The organism is Bacillus sp. Cr_A10 (genome assembly GCF_029222665.1).
GTDB lineage: Bacteria > Bacillota > Bacilli > Bacillales_A > Planococcaceae > Psychrobacillus.
The window spans coordinates 51,659-66,681 of sequence record NZ_JARHXR010000013.1 but is presented as its reverse complement, the minus strand read 5'-3'; the positions used below and the strand labels follow the sequence as shown (position 1 = coordinate 66,681).

The window sequence follows — 15,023 nt, the reverse complement described above, 5'->3', positions numbered from 1 at the left end:
ATAAGAGGTGATATTAAGATTGAGCAATTTACTAAATTCTTTCATTACAGAATTAAGAAGAGGAACACTGACTTTAGCTGTATTAAGTCAACTACGTGTTCCACAGTACGGGTACTCACTTGTCCAATTATTGGAGAAGTCAAACATTGTAATAGATCAAAGTACTCTCTATCCATTACTTCGTCGCTTAGAAAAACAAGATTTAGTAGTCAGCAGCTGGGACACTACCGAAAGTAGACCTCGTAAGTATTACGTATTGAGTGAATATGGTAAGGAAATTTTAGAACAGATAAAGGAAGAATGGGAAAAAACGTCAAGGGAACTTTATACATTATTGAAAGGGGAAGATGGGGATGCATCTAATTGATATTTATATCCAAGAAGTAACGCGCAGACTTCCTGAGAAAAACCGGGAGGATATTGCACTTGAGCTACGTTCGACAATTGAGGATATGTTACCTGAAAACTTTACAGAGGTAGATGTAAAGGAAGCCTTAACAAAGCTAGGTAATCCAGTTACTCTTGCTAGTGGTTATTTAGATCGACCTATGCATTTGATTGGTCCGATATATTTTGATGCGTATGTAACTTTATTGAAAATGATTTTACCGATTATGGCTGTTATTGTTCTTGTAATCGTGAGTATTGAAAATATTTTATCCTTTAATGGGGAAGAAGCGGTAATTGGTATACTTCTCGATATTATGGGAGAGGGAATTTGGGGAGTTATTAATGCGGCAATTCAAACTTTCTTTTGGATAACATTAGTATTTGCGGTATTAGAGAGAACCGATATATCAAAAGAGAGTGTATCGCTAAACACAGGGTTTAAAAAATGGACCCCAGATGACTTAAAAGAAATTCCTGTTATTTCAAAGAAAAGGAAAATTCCCAATGTAGAGATATTTGGAAGTATCGTTATGATTGCAATTTTTACAGCTGTATATTTCAATGCCGTTCATTTAGTTGGGGTGTATGAAAATGTTCAAGGTGAGCTACGATTTGTAACGCCCGTTTTTAATCAGGAGGTATTACAATCTTATTGGTTAATTGTAGTTGTGGCAATTGTAGTTGAAATGTTTTTAGTATTTTACAAGTTTATGGTTGGTCAATGGACTAAAAAGGTTGCAATACTGAATTTAATTAGGAATTTAGTATCAACCATTGTTTGTATTATTATCTTCACAAACACTCAGTTAATAAATGAGGATTACATCATCTATTTTGAGGAATTGTTTAATATTACAATGAATGTCAAGGGCACTTTCATGGTAGGAATTATTCTATTGTTTGTCGTCTTTGCAGTCATTGATGTTATACAAGGATTTCGAAAAGCTTATACGAAGGGATAAGAAGATGGAAGAGGTGCAAATTTGCAGCTCTTCTTTTTTTTTAATAAATGGCTATGCTGTTGATTTCCTTTATAGGCGGACGCTCTCCGCGGTCGTCGCTTACGCTTTTCTTTATGCCAAATATTACAGGTCTATTAAATTATACATTGTAGGTTTTTTTGAATGATGAGGGGGTAAAGGATACATAAGACAAAAAAAGGAGGAAACACAATGAACATTGAATCAAATCGACGAATTGAAGTAGCTCGTTCAGAAGAAGAGATGTATGAAAAGTTGGAACTCCTACAAGAACAAGGATACGCAGAAAATGACATTCATGTAATTTCTCGAGAAAGTGCACACCTTAACACACTTAATCGTCATTCGGATGTCTCTACTCATGAAGCGGGTACGTTTGTGGACAAATTTAAGTCGTGGTTCACTGGAGAAGATGCTGTGACAGAGGGATTAAGAAAATTGGACTTGGATGAATATGAAACAGAACGCTACGCAAAAGAAGTGTCAGGAGGAAGCATCGTTCTATATACCGACGTTTTAACTCATGCAGATGATGCGAATTTTGAAAATCGACAAGATGATACTGTATATACAGATACAGTTGGAACAAGCGTTGTTCAATCTCGTTTTACAGAAACAGAGGAACCAATAAGTGATTATTCGAAAGAGCAAGGTTTTACACCATCTACCAATCAATTTGTAAATAAAACAGATGGACGTTATGATGAACCTCAAGATCGATTTGTACGAGGTGAAACATTTGCAACAGATCCCTATTTAGCAAAAGAAGAAGATCATATTGGACATTCTATGCAAGAGGATAGAATCGTGCGTGAAAAACGACCAAGCTTTAATGAAAGTCTGACTAATGAAGAAAAAAATTATGGAAACCAATCCCCAGGTGCGGATCCAAATTTAGGGCCAGCAGCATTTGGAGATGAATCAATAGAGGAAGAAGAAAATCGTCACACTCCTGAACAATATGAGGAAAAATTGGAGAGAGAAAGACGTCTCGATGAAATGCCTCCAATGAATAGATTATATTAAAGAAAACAGTTTTCCCCTTGCAGTTAATTGCAAGGGGTTTTAAGTGTTTAGTAGTTTATGAGATAATAATAAACAAAGCGTTAAAAGGAGTGATGGAATGGACTTCGTAGCAATAGATTTTGAAACTGCAAATAGTTTACGTACAAGCGTGTGCTCTATTGGGATTGTGCAAGTAAAAAATGGGGAAATCAAAGAAGAAATACATACTCTCATCAATCCATTAAGCGAGTTTCATTACTACAATACAAAAATTCATGGAATAACAGAAGATATGGTCATTAGTGCACCAACATTTGAAGAATTTTGGCCGAATTTTAAAGGATTCATAGATAATCAAATGATTATTGCTCATAATGCTAGCTTTGATATTAGTGTTTTGAGGGCATCATTAAATAACTTTCATGAGACATATCCTAACTTTCAGTACGGCTGTTCCTATCAAATTGCTAAAAAGGTTTGGCCAAATCTTTATAATCATAAATTATCTACAGTATCAAATTATCTCGGTATTAGCCTAAGACATCATGATGCTTTGGAAGATGCACGGGCCGCAGCGTTAATAACACTTGAGGCACTTCAGAAAACGCAGACAAACTCTATTCAAGACCTTTCAAAATTACACAAATTAAAAATAGGTACTCCAATACCTCCAAAGAAAAAGGTATCTCGTCTGAAAAGTAATGCAGATGTATTTATTCAATCACTTGAAACTGAATTTAGTTCTCCAAATAGGAAGCACCCACTTTATGGAGCTAACATTGTTTTTACAGGTAGAATGATTTCGATGACAAGGGTGCAAGCTGCCCAACTCGCAGTTAATTGTGGTGCCAACTGTAAAGGTAGTGTCGATAGCAATACAAATGTTTTAGTCGTTGGCGACAACGATTTAGTAAAGTATGTACAAGGGGTTAAAAGTACTAAAATGAAAAAGTCAGAAGAGATGATTCGTCAAGGCATGCCAATTGAAATTGTTGGGGAACAAGATTTTTTAAGGTTAGTAAAAGTATAATTTTTTAGAATGGTTCAGACAAAAATAATTATGACTGAACTGTTTTTTAAAAATAAAATAATACTTGTAATAGTATAATAGAAAGATTTATTAAAAAATTCTTAAAAGCTTTTTATAAATAATTATTGTATGGGAGTTGTTCTTTAAAGAGCAACTCTTTTTAAAGGTTCTGTTATTTATTACGGTAGACTTTTAAATAGTAAAGCGCTCATTAGAGTGGTTACAATACCTTAAAGCAAAGGGGTACCAAGATGTGGTCATACAGCACGTTTTTGTGAGTCTATAGCAACTCATACGGACATGGTGCCAGCGTGAATGGCTATAAATTTACGCATCTTTACATATAAAAAAGAAAGTTTAAACGAGAGTACCTAACTAAATGAAAAGAAGCTGACCTTTAGTTTTTTTCACTAAGGGCAGCCTTATAAAGTGACTATGAAGAAATTTTCTTGAGAGTGATGGCAGCATTGATACCGATTTGTGAACCGCCTCCATCCAACCGTAAGTCAAGATAACTCGGTAGGGACGTATGATTACGGAGAGTTAAATCAGTATTATCCTTTAAACGAAGAATTTGAATACCTACATTTTGGTTATTTCCACTTTCATCACTAAAGGATGTACCTTCAATCTCTATACCATTTGCAAATAGAGTTAACTGGTTTGGATGTCTTCCTGATAAGTGATAAATAATTTCGTAAACTCCACCATGTTTTATGTGGATAATTGCTTCTCCTTCTTTATGGGTAATTCCTGCTGTCATAATACCATTCTTATTAAATTTGATATCTTCTTCTTGAAAAGTCCGTTGCTTATCGGTATTAAAAATATAAGCATATTCTGAAATCCCTACAGATGGTCCAGGAGGTCCCGCCACTCCAGGGGGACCTTTAGCTCCAGTTGGTCCAGTCGGCCCTGCTACCCCAGGAGGTCCTTGTTTTCCACGAGGACCGGTTTCACCTTTATCTCCCTTATCTCCTTTTGAACCAGGTATCCCCGGAGCTCCTGCCACTCCAGGAGGCCCCTGTTCACCAGGAACTCCTGGAGGTCCTTGTTTCCCAGGAGGACCGGTTTCACCTTTATCTCCCTTATCTCCTTTTGAACCAGGTATCCCAGGAGCTCCTGCCACTCCAGGAGGCCCCTGTTCACCAGGAACTCCTGGAGGTCCTTGTTTCCCAGGAGGACCGGTTTCACCTTTATCTCCCTTATCTCCTTTTGGACCAGGTATCCCAGGAGGACCTTGCTCTCCTTGGAGTCCAGGCCTGCCTCGCGAACCCTCATAACCCATTGCCCCCCGAGGTCCCCTTGCTCCAGGAGGACCTTGCTCGCCAGGAGGACCTTGCTCACCAGAAGGCCCCTCCAAACCTCGTGGTCCTCGCCTGCCCCTAGGGGGATGAATCTTTCCACACTTGCTGCATGGTTCTCTTTTTTCCAATTGTTCACTTCCTCTCTCTATTAAAGTATTCAAAAGGGGTGAGGGGGGTTGGACTTTAGTCAGAGGTGGAATTCTAATATTATTCCAGTGAATGAGTATTTAGGAGATGTATTGCATGGCATTTGATTATAGTTGGGACTTTGGCTAATTCTAGAGTTGCATCGCATAGGAAGAGGAGAGCAGGGAGACTTTTATAGTCAGGAATAAAGGATACAAGACTAAAGCGGTAAAGGAATGATTAATCATTTGTTTGAGATTCAAATGAAAAGGGGGAACAAAGGAACTGAACTAAGAAATGGACAGTTCCTTTGTTATGTTTACATTTTGCTTGGCGCTTTCATACCTAACAATCTTAAAGATTCTCCTAACACAGTTACTACAGAGTGAACAATCGCTAAACGATAAGGTAAGTGAGTAGGGTCTTTTAAGATCTGCACGTTACCATAAAATGAATTAAATACTTGTGACAGATCTAATGCGTATTTTGCTATTAAGGATGGGTCATACTCAGAAGCAGCTCGCTGAGTGATGGATGGAAATTGTTGAAGTGATTTAATAACTTCCCATTCATAATCATTGACTTCTGTTACTAGGTAAGTTTCTACTTCTTGAGCTTTTCTTAAAATAGAGCAAGCACGTGCGTACGTATATTGTATATACGGTCCTGTTTCACCCTCGGTTTGAAGCATTTTCTTTATATCGAATTCTATGTCATGCTTTCGATGTTGTTTTAAATCACTAAAGATAATAGCTCCAACACCTACTTCTTTTGCAACCTCTTTTTTATTTCTTAGCTGAGGATTTTTTTCTTCTATTGTTTTCTCGGCTAATTGAATAGCCTCATTTAATACTTCTTCTAACAGAATTATTTTACCTTTTCGTGTTGATAATTTTTTTCCGTTTTTCAAAATCAATCCAAAAGAAATATGGTGAATTGCTTCGGACCACTCCAATCCCATTTTGTTTAACACAATTTTTAACTGTGAAAAGTGTAGGCTTTGTTCGTTTCCAACAACATACAAAGACTTCGAGAAATGATAACTCTTTTTTCGATGAATGGCAGCTGTTATATCTCTTGTCGCATACAAGGTTGCACCATCTGACTTTTTTATTAAACATGGTGGTACATTTTCTCCAACATCTACTACAAGTGCCCCATCAGACTCTATTAATAGCTTTTTTTGTTGTAATTCATCCACTATTGAATCCATTTTGTCATTGTAAAAAGCTTCCCCTTGATAGGAGTCAAAAGTAACCCCAAGTAGGTCATAAATCTTTTGAAATTCCTTTAATGATTCTGTTCGAAACCATTCCCATAGAGCCAATGCAGATGGCTCGCCGTCCTCTAATGATTTAAAAGCTGCTCTTCCTTTATCATTAAGGGTTTCGTCTATTTCCGCTTCTTTATGAAAATGAATATACAGTTCTAGTAAAGTTTGAATAGGGGCTTTTTCCACCTTCTTTTTGTCTCCCCACAAATGATAAGCTACGAGTAATTTTCCGAACTGCGTGCCCCAATCACCTAGGTGGTTGATCTTAATTGGTTTATAACCACTTTTTTCTAGTAATAAAGCAATTGAATTTCCTATAACTGTTGAACGTAAATGTCCCATGGAAAATGGTTTTGCAATATTTGGAGAGGACATATCAATTGTAACTATTTCTCCAGCTCCATGATAAGAAGAACCATATTGTACACCTTCTGTATGAATGGAACTTAAAACGGAATTTGTAAATGGTGCACGTTTCAAGAATATATTTACGTAACCGTTTACCGCTTCTGCATTTTCAATATTTTCGTCCTCCAAACGTGTAGCTAATTCTTCTGCAATTACATGAGGCGACTTCCTTTGTTTTTTGGCAAATGAAAAACAAGGTAGGGCATAGTCGCCTAAATGTGCATACGCAGGTACCTCAATCATATTCTCCTCGATTATTTCGGATGTGAAATTTTGAAGAATGTCTACAACTAGCTGTTTCATCTAAACTCCTCCTAAATAAAAAAAGCCCTCGTCTCATCATAAAAATGAGACGAAAGCTTGAACTTCCGCGGTACCACTCAATTTGCCTTTAATAGGCCACTTTCTCCTAACGGTGAGTCTCCGGCTAAAAAGAAAAAGGGCGCTTGCGTTTTTCTTTTAAGCATCTCCAAAGTGCGGTTCACAACTCATCATAACTAGGCTAACACCATCCCTAGCTCGCTTGGTATTCCGATGTTGTTACTCTCTTTATCTCAGATATTAAAAATGAATTTACCAAATAAGAGAGAAGATGTCAACTTGTTTAGTGAAGTAAATAGCGTGGTATAAATATATACAGTAGTGAGAAACTAAATGTAAGGAAAATGAAAAGAGGGATATTGTGGATCATACTATTTCATATGGTGATGATTATAAATTTATACCTGCAACATCAGTTGGAAGTGGTGTAGGATTTGAGGTGCTCCCAGATATTTTTTGCCATACAATTCAAATTGTCAATATTTGTTTAGTTGGACACCCTCAGTCTAATGATTTTGTTCTAGTGGATGCTGGTATGCCACATTCATCAAAGGAGATTATCTCCATTATAGAGGAACGGTTTGGTGAAAATAAAAAACCTAATGCCATTATTTTAACTCACGGACACTTTGATCATGTAGGTGCAATTATTGAGTTAGTGGAGAAATGGGATATACCAGTTTATGCACATAGTTTGGAACTGCCTTTTTTAACAGGAAGGGAAAGTTATCAAAATCCAGATCCTACAGTAGAAGGCGGTATGGTAGCCAAAATGTCTGCTATGTTTCCAAAGGATCCAATTAATTTAGGAAATCTTGTGAAGGAATTGCCATCAGATGGAACAGTTCCTCATATGCCTGGTTTTAAATGGATTCATACTCCTGGACATACACCAGGTCATGTATCACTGTTTAGAAACGAAGATAAAGTTTTAATAGTTGGAGATGCATTTGTTACTGTAAAACAAGAATATTTATATAAAGTAATCACTCAGGAGCAGGAAATTAGTGGCCCTCCAAGATATTTTACAACAGATTGGGAGGCAGCGAGGGAATCAGTGGAAAGGTTAGCCGAATTAAAACCCAAAGTAGCTGTTACAGGGCATGGCTTACCAATGACTGGTGATTTATTAGCTAGTAACCTACATCTATTAGTAAAAGATTTTGAACAGATCGCGATGCCTAGTTATGGAAAATATGTTGATGAAATAAAAAATTAGCTTTAAACCCACCCTTTTAAGTTAGGGTGGGTTCTTTTAATTGACAGAATATAAAGTTAAAATAGAAGTATACAAGGGTGTGGAAAATGAGAGGGGTACAATAAATGACATTTTCAATTATTGGATATGATCCGCAAACGAAAGAGTTAGGTGTAGCAGTAGCGTCCAAATTTTTAAGCGTAGGAGCAGTCGTTCCTTTTGCAAAATCCGGTGTAGGCGCTATCGCAACCCAATCCTGGGCAAATTTAGATTATGGTAAATATGGACTTGAGTTGCTTGAAAAAGGACTGGAACCTAAGGAAGTTTTAAAGAAACTTGTTGAAAATGATGATAGGTCTGCACTTAGGCAGGTAGGCATAGTAGATGCACAGGGAAAAAGTATTACCTTTACAGGCGAGGATTGTTATGATTGGGCAGGTGGTTATGCTGGAGAAAATTTTGCTATACAAGGAAATATTTTAGTGGACCATCACACTGTAGAAGCAATGCAAAATTCATTTGAGCAAGCAGAGGGTTATTCCTTGGCTGAACGCTTATTAGCTGCTTTGTATGCGGGAGATCTTGCAGGTGGTGACAGCCGTGGAAAACAATCTGCAGCTTTGTTAGTTGTAAAAGAAAATAGCAGCTATGGAGGATTTAATGATCGCTATATTGACCTTCGAGTAGATGATCATGAAGAGCCTGTTAAAGAGTTAGCGCGTTTATTAAAATTACATCGGCTCTATTTTGAAGCTACTCTGCCAGAAGATGTTTTAAAAATAGAAGGTGAACTACAAGAAGAGATTCAAAATTTACTCTATGAAAATGGTCATTTGGATCGAGATCTTGAAGAACGTGAGGATTTATTAGATGCAGTGCAATCTTACCACCTCATGGAAAACTTTGATGAGCGAGTTCAACAGAGGGGATTTATAGATCAAAAAGTCTTGGATTATATGCGGATTAAATAAATGAGGAGAATCATAGAAAAATAGGGTTCCTCCTTTTGTTAATAAATTATCGGGACAGAATAAATATTTTAGTAAAAATAGTTAACTTTGCGGAAGCCGATTCTTTTCGCGAAGTGGATCGGTATAACCATCAAAATGGGTCGTTTTAAGAGAATCTCTTCTATGAGTTGCGATGCTAAACTTGATTTTAATATAAAGAACAAACTGAAAGGTGTTTTTCAAAGTAATAGTGTATACTTAATTTATGAAATAAATTTTCTAAATTATTAATTTTTTATTGGAGGAATTATGAAACTAGGCGCATTCTCTGTAAGTTTAAGTGTAAAGGACATTAACAAATCAAAATCATTTTATGAAAACCTAGGATTTCAAGCATTCGGAGGGGATATTACCGAAAAATGGCTCATTATGAAAAATGACAGTTGCGTAATTGGTCTATTCCAAGGAATGTTTGAAAAGAACATGCTGACTTTTAATCCAGGATGGAATGAAAATGCCGAAAATTTAAATTCGTTTACGGACATTCGAGACATCCAAAATCAGCTTAAAGAAAATGGAATTAAACTACTATCTGAAGCAGATGAAACAAGCAAAGGGCCAGCACATTTCACAATTGAAGATCCTGATGGAAATACCATTCTTTTAGATCAACACAGATGAAATGAAGGGAGCGATTCTTTATAAGAATCGCTTTTTTTTATAGAACAAACGGGTGTTTTAGTTGAAGAGTTCATTGAGTTGCAATACAGCCCTTTTTTCTTTTTCAACTAACGAAGCAGTTTAGTTGAAGGAGGAATCTATATGGAAAAGTTAAGTAATAGTTATTTAAGGAGGGCACTGCATTTGGGATTTGATGTGGTCTTATATGATCAAGAAGGTAGAGAGATTGGATTATACGAATTGAGAAGTCTACATAATAAAATATTTAATTCTAAGAAACTGTGGCGTAGCTATTTGGAACTTAGAAGACTAAGCGATTTTTATCTTACTAATGAAACATTTTCAGGAGAGAGACTTTCCAACCTAATAACAGACCTTAATAATTACAAAGTATATATTTCGATAAATAAACTTAACGAATTTGAAGAATTTATAAAACAATTGTCCAGTTCGGAAATAGGCAGGGTACATATTGCTGGAGACTAAACGATATCTTGTTCTCGTTGAACACACGGGTGCTTTAGTTGAAGATTATGGGTTGCATAGGCAACTCTTTTTTCTTTTTGAATTAACGTACAGATTAGTTGAAGAAGACATATCTATTAACGAAATACTATCAGTAGATAAACAAGGAGGTTATAGTTATATGACACATCCATATGAAATATTTGAAGGAACAAATTTATGGGACATTATTAATAAAGGAATTAATGACCTTGTAGAAAATAATGACATTGAAGAAACGACTCAAAGAGAATATATCGTTGGCTATCTTTGCAAGTTAATAAATGAATTAGAAACAAAAAAATAAGTAGTCCATATTCAACTAATGGGTTCTTTTGTTGAAGAACACATGGTTACTTAGGTAACTCTTTTTTCTTTTTGAACTAACGGGGGAGTTTAGTTGAAGAATAACAGTATTTTAATCTAATTTTAATTACGGTAAATGACAAGGAGTTTGGATAATTATTATGGACAATAATTCATTAAGGTTGGCAATAGAAAATGAAAAGTTTGATGATGCAGAAATCATTTTAGAGGAAATTAGCAGAAGTAAGGACATTCAAGCAATTCCTCTACTTATTGAATACTTACAAAGTACAGAAAATGCTTTATTTAGAAACTCCATTGCATTAACGTTAAGTGATATTGGGGACGAAGAAGTGGTACAACCGTTAATAGATGTTATTAATGACCCAAAAACTTTAGGTTTTAGAGGAACACTATTATACGCACTAGAACCATTCAATTGTTCAGCACATTTAGAAACACTAATTTACCATTTGATAAATGGAAACTTTGAAGTACAAGCACAAGCATATAAATTGATAGAATCAATTAAAGGTGAAATATCAGATGAAGTTTTATTGAACTGTATTATTGAGGTAAAAGAAGAGTTAAATGAAATAGAACGACGAAAGGATATATTATCAGATACTTTAGAAACGATGTTTGCTTTTAAGAAAAATAATTAAGTCTTGTTCTTTATTTGGGCTTTACATGAAGAATGTTGAAATGCTTTGGCGTCTTCTTTTTCTTCAACTAACGGGGCAGGTTAGTTGATAAAGAAGACGCTCTACTCTCTCATATTTTGTTTTACTTTCACTAACAGTGTAAATCTTATCGCTTACCTCTGGTATCAAATAAAAAAAGTACTTGATGCTCAGTCGCACCAAGTACTGAAAAATTATGAAAGAACCATTTTTCGCTTCATTCGCCACAAGAAATAAAGAACGGGTAAAATCAGGAATGCAGATGCCGAGATGCCTCCTGCAATTGTTGTATATAATGCTAACAACCCTACTAATGGACCCCCAACAATTTGGCCAAAAGCATCAAGTTGCCCGAACATGGAAAGTGTGGTTGCTCGACCTTTTGATTCAATTTGTTCATTTGTAATGATGCTCATTAACGGGTAGTTTACGTTTCTCAGTGCACTTGTCACCCAGTACATCACCACAGCTACCCAGAAATGACCGGTCCATGCGAAAATAAGCATCGTTCCTGTCAACACTGCATTTGTCAGTAATAGCGCATCTGCGTAACGACCTTTCGCATTTTTCTCAACAAAACGTAGTACGACAATATTAAGTAAAAATGCAACCGCATAAAAAGCACCGAACCAATAGATGGACTCATTTTCTGACAAATTATAGTCAGTAATGAAATGGGCACCATATAAACGGTCGAATCCTTCGCTGGCAAGCCCCCATAATAACGTAACCATTGCTATACTAATTAGCACAGTATTCCCGCGAATCTGTGATAGGCCAACCTTAATGGTGGTAACCATATGAGTGACACCCGAGACACCTTTTTCACGTGTTACTTTGACAAATTTGGTTTCGGGTAGCTTAATGAATGCCCAGACTGCAAGGGCAATCAGCATGACACCTGCAAATATAATCGCCGTTTGCACCGACCAAAAGGTCGCAATCGCCACACTGGCCACAATTCCTGCAAAACGTGCAAAAGATGAAAATTGTGAACCACGAAGGAACGTGGTGTCTAAGTTTTCGCCTTCTAACTCATCCGCAATCCATGCTTGTTCAGCCCCACTTATGAAGGTCCAGCCTATTCCCCACATCGCAGAAGCTAAAGCAATCGCCCAAAATTCTGGCGTACTCCCTTCAAGTACATGTGCCAACCCAATAATAACTGTGCCCAGTGCGAGAGAATGTTTTCGTCCATAGTGATCTGCATACAAGCCTGTTGGCATTTCAAACAATAGAACGGAAACTTCCATGATTGTGCCGATTAGAACCAGTTGTAATGCATTTAAATCTGCTTGCGTTACATAATAAATAGCATTTAATGTGAATACCATTTGAATAAAAAATGATCTAGAACTTGTGATTGTGTAATAAAAACTTTGAATGCTCACTATAATTCCTCCGATTTAGTTGATTCTGGTCTGAATCAAATCGGAGATCATATTATTAAACCAACATGCCCTCCAATTTGAATGAAGAAATCAGTGTTTTTCTTTGCATATGTATCTCTCCTTTACTATTAATCAACTCAGAGTAATGATTATTCTGAATATTGTCAAGAATTATTTAGGGAGTGAATTAAGTCAATTTGTAGTCATCCATACTAATACGGATATTCAAAAAAGATATAACCAAAGTTACCTTTCAAAAAAAACTTTTGGAACTAACGGGTGCTTTAGTTAAGCATGTGGCTGCCTGTAAGGGTAGCTTTTACTTATTGAACTAACGCAGCAGTTTAGTTGAACAGTGGAGTAACAAAACTACTGTCAAAACGACTTATTGAAAAGGGGGTTGTGTTTTTGAAAGCGAAACATGTCTGGTTTTTTATGCTAATCTTTATTTCACTCTTTGTCACGGCTTGTACAAAAAATGAAGTAGAAGGTAACGAATTGAAAAAATGATATAGATACCAAGGTCAGAAATGTGGTAGTAGAATATTTCAAACAAAAGAATTCGAATCAACTTAACTCGGTAAATGAATGGGAAAACGCATCTGTGAAAAAAATTACGGCTGATGAAACATATAAAAATTTAGATGAATCATATATAGGGAAAGAAATATTTGTAGTTACGAAAGTAGATGCACTTGCTGCACCACTTGTATTTGTTGACCCGAACACATTAGAAGTGATAGGGATTATTCCGGGGGAATAATAGTTCTGTTCTTCAACTAACGGATGCTTTAGTTAAACAAGACCATCATTTTGATGGTCTATTTTTATCTTTAGATTATCAAGTGGTTTTTGACGATTGTTTGTGAAATGTTACACTTAAATTAACGCAGCAGGTTAGTTGAAGAAGGTTTTTACAGAAAAATGAAGAATTACATAGATATGCAGTAATAGATGGTTTTCAACAGGCATTTTTCTAGTTAGGTATAGTAGCATTTATTGGTGCCTTGTTAGTGCTGTTATTTGCCCGATCAGCGAAATAAAGAGAGCAGATTCAATAAGTAAAGCCCGGTATTTAATTCCAGGGCTTTAATATGTTTTAAGACTATGATATAGTTGCCAGTAGTTACTTTTCGGTCTTAATGATACCTCTAAAATGTATAGGATTCACCGTCATTCGGTACCAATACATTGGACGAGATTCCTTTTTCTTTAATGAAGTATCTTAATTCTTCTCTAGATAGTGTCCAATGATTTACAGCTTCCATATGGACAGCAATAATTTTTGCGTTTGGAACAGCCTTAACAACCTCATAGACATCATCTTTCCCCATCACAAGAGAACCGCCTTGAAGGAATTGATTATCTCCAGCGTTTACCACGACGATTTCTGGTTTCTGTGAGTCAATTACTTCCTGAACTGCATCGTACCATACTGTATCCCCAGCAACATATAGTGTTTTCTCTTTGGGATGTTTGAGGACAATTCCACATACTAGACCAGCAAGTTTTAAAATTTCGCCTCTTCCATGCTCGCCTTTTGTTTTAATTAATTGTATACCTTCAAATACCGTATCCTCACGTAAAACCTCTACATTTACGAAACCAGCGTTTCGAATTTCTCTTGCATCTTCTTCATTTTGGATAAATAGTTTGATGTTTTTTGGCAATGCCTTTTTTGCATCCTCATCCCAATGGTCTAAATGCAAATGAGTGACAATTACAGCATCAATATCGGATATAATCTTGTCAATGGATGTTGGTAAGTCCATTAAAGGATTGTTTTGATCTTGTCTTGGTGAGTTTGGAAAGGGGGGATAAGTTCCTTTTTCCGCCAACATAGGATCAATTAGAAACTTTTTACCTGCATATTCAATGATAATTGTTGCATTACGAATTAGTTGTATATTCATATTTATTAACTCCCTTATCTTTTAAATTTTCTTGGTACAATGTATAGTCTATACTATGACTCATAGGCGGATACATAGATAAAATAAAGTCTTTTATTCATTTGACTTTATTAATGAAAGGAGTTAAATGAATGCTAGATAATACGGACATGCGGATATTAAATGAGTTATCCATGAACAGTCGGCTCACGATGAAAGAATTAGGCGAGAAAGTCCACTTGACTGGACCTGCTGTTTCAGCAAGAGTGGCGAAATTAGAAGATCAAGTAGTGATTGAGGGTTACTCAATTAAAGTCAATCGAGTTAAATTGGGGTGTTTTATACATGCTTATATTACAATCATTACACAAAGTACTTATCATCAGCCTTATTTGTCCTTTATAAAAAACCAAGAAAAACACATAATAAATAACTATAAAATTAGTGGTGAAGGTTGTTACCTTCTCGAATGCAAATTCCCTTCTAATGAAATATTAAATGATTTTTTGACAGCCTTAAATGAGCATGCAAACTACAAATTATCTATTGTTATTGATAAATAGTGGATTAATTCAAAT

Annotated in this window: 17 protein-coding genes and 1 other annotated feature; of the genes, 12 read left to right on the top strand and 5 right to left on the bottom strand. The window is 36.0% G+C overall.

Annotation, left to right across the window (positions count from 1 at the left end):
• Positions 1–19: 19 nt before the first annotated feature.
• The 4 genes from P2Q73_RS14435 to P2Q73_RS14420 all read left to right on the top strand — a co-directional run bounded on the left by P2Q73_RS14435 (position 20) and on the right by P2Q73_RS14420 (position 3,405).
• Positions 20–367, top strand: a complete 348-nt coding sequence (locus P2Q73_RS14435) for a PadR family transcriptional regulator (RefSeq protein ID WP_275788463.1) — start codon at positions 20–22, stop codon at positions 365–367.
• The gene (locus P2Q73_RS14430; protein ID WP_275788461.1) at positions 354–1,352 is read left to right on the top strand and encodes an HAAS signaling domain-containing protein; all 999 of its coding nucleotides are present in this window, start codon (positions 354–356) and stop codon (positions 1,350–1,352) included. Before P2Q73_RS14435 ends, P2Q73_RS14430 begins: the two co-directional genes overlap by 14 nt.
• Positions 1,353–1,562: 210 nt before the next feature.
• Positions 1,563–2,396 carry a YflT domain-containing protein gene (locus P2Q73_RS14425; RefSeq protein WP_275788457.1) on the top strand — a complete coding sequence of 278 codons (834 nt, stop codon included), beginning with the start codon at positions 1,563–1,565 and terminating at the stop codon, positions 2,394–2,396.
• A 97-nt stretch (positions 2,397–2,493) separates the two neighbouring features.
• On the top strand, positions 2,494–3,405 hold the full coding sequence (locus P2Q73_RS14420; RefSeq protein WP_275788454.1) for an exonuclease domain-containing protein: 912 nt from the start codon (positions 2,494–2,496) through the stop codon (positions 3,403–3,405).
• 433 nt (positions 3,406–3,838) lie between these two features.
• On the opposite strand, the gene P2Q73_RS14415 is transcribed toward P2Q73_RS14420, so the two are convergent.
• From P2Q73_RS14415 to argS, 3 genes are all read right to left on the bottom strand, one after another.
• On the bottom strand, positions 3,839–4,417 hold the full coding sequence (locus P2Q73_RS14415) for a collagen-like triple helix repeat-containing protein (RefSeq protein ID WP_275788451.1): 579 nt from the start codon (positions 4,415–4,417) through the stop codon (positions 3,839–3,841).
• Positions 4,324–4,848: a hypothetical protein gene (locus P2Q73_RS14410; RefSeq protein WP_275788448.1), complete on the bottom strand. Its 525-nt coding sequence runs from the start codon at positions 4,846–4,848 to the stop codon at positions 4,324–4,326. The genes P2Q73_RS14415 and P2Q73_RS14410 overlap by 94 nt, the downstream gene beginning before the upstream one ends.
• 309 nt (positions 4,849–5,157) lie before the next feature.
• Entirely contained in the window at positions 5,158–6,822 is a 1,665-nt protein-coding gene (gene argS, locus P2Q73_RS14405; RefSeq protein ID WP_275788446.1) for an arginine--tRNA ligase, read from the bottom strand.
• A gap of 42 nt (positions 6,823–6,864) precedes the next feature.
• Positions 6,865–7,084: a binding site (T-box leader), on the bottom strand.
• Positions 7,085–7,213: 129 nt separating this feature from the next.
• On the opposite strand from argS, the gene P2Q73_RS14400 reads away from it, so the two are divergent.
• The 6 genes from P2Q73_RS14400 (at position 7,214) to P2Q73_RS14375 (ending at position 11,144) form a co-directional block, all read left to right on the top strand.
• On the top strand, positions 7,214–8,059 hold the full coding sequence (locus tag P2Q73_RS14400) for an MBL fold metallo-hydrolase (protein WP_481747162.1): 846 nt from the start codon (positions 7,214–7,216) through the stop codon (positions 8,057–8,059).
• Between the two features lie 104 nt (positions 8,060–8,163).
• Entirely contained in the window at positions 8,164–9,009 is an 846-nt protein-coding gene (locus P2Q73_RS14395; protein ID WP_275788441.1) for a DUF1028 domain-containing protein, read from the top strand.
• 288 nt (positions 9,010–9,297) lie between these two features.
• The gene (locus tag P2Q73_RS14390) at positions 9,298–9,669 is read left to right on the top strand and encodes a VOC family protein (protein WP_275788439.1); all 372 of its coding nucleotides are present in this window, start codon (positions 9,298–9,300) and stop codon (positions 9,667–9,669) included.
• Positions 9,670–9,810: 141 nt separating this feature from the next.
• Positions 9,811–10,155, top strand: coding sequence for a hypothetical protein (locus P2Q73_RS14385; protein ID WP_275788436.1), 345 nt, complete (start codon positions 9,811–9,813; stop codon positions 10,153–10,155).
• Entirely contained in the window at positions 10,142–10,480 is a 339-nt protein-coding gene (locus P2Q73_RS14380; protein WP_275788434.1) for a hypothetical protein, read from the top strand. Before P2Q73_RS14385 ends, P2Q73_RS14380 begins: the two co-directional genes overlap by 14 nt.
• Before the next feature lie 160 nt (positions 10,481–10,640).
• On the top strand, positions 10,641–11,144 hold the full coding sequence (locus P2Q73_RS14375) for a HEAT repeat domain-containing protein (RefSeq protein ID WP_275788431.1): 504 nt from the start codon (positions 10,641–10,643) through the stop codon (positions 11,142–11,144).
• Between the two features lie 212 nt (positions 11,145–11,356).
• Here P2Q73_RS14375 and P2Q73_RS14370 read toward each other — a convergent pair whose 3' ends face one another.
• Positions 11,357–12,553, bottom strand: a complete 1,197-nt coding sequence (locus tag P2Q73_RS14370; protein ID WP_275788428.1) for an MFS transporter — start codon at positions 12,551–12,553, stop codon at positions 11,357–11,359.
• A gap of 604 nt (positions 12,554–13,157) precedes the next feature.
• Between P2Q73_RS14370 and P2Q73_RS14365 the strand changes: the two genes are divergently transcribed.
• Complete coding sequence (locus P2Q73_RS14365) at positions 13,158–13,316, top strand: hypothetical protein (RefSeq protein ID WP_275788425.1); 159 nt, start codon at positions 13,158–13,160, stop codon at positions 13,314–13,316.
• A gap of 388 nt (positions 13,317–13,704) precedes the next feature.
• On the opposite strand, the gene P2Q73_RS14360 is transcribed toward P2Q73_RS14365, so the two are convergent.
• Positions 13,705–14,466, bottom strand: a complete 762-nt coding sequence (locus tag P2Q73_RS14360) for an MBL fold metallo-hydrolase (protein WP_275788422.1) — start codon at positions 14,464–14,466, stop codon at positions 13,705–13,707.
• Positions 14,467–14,597: 131 nt separating this feature from the next.
• Here P2Q73_RS14360 and P2Q73_RS14355 point away from each other — a divergent pair, with 131 nt between their 5' ends.
• Positions 14,598–15,008: an Lrp/AsnC family transcriptional regulator gene (locus tag P2Q73_RS14355; RefSeq protein WP_275788419.1), complete on the top strand. Its 411-nt coding sequence runs from the start codon at positions 14,598–14,600 to the stop codon at positions 15,006–15,008.
• Positions 15,009–15,023: the final 15 nt, after the last annotated feature.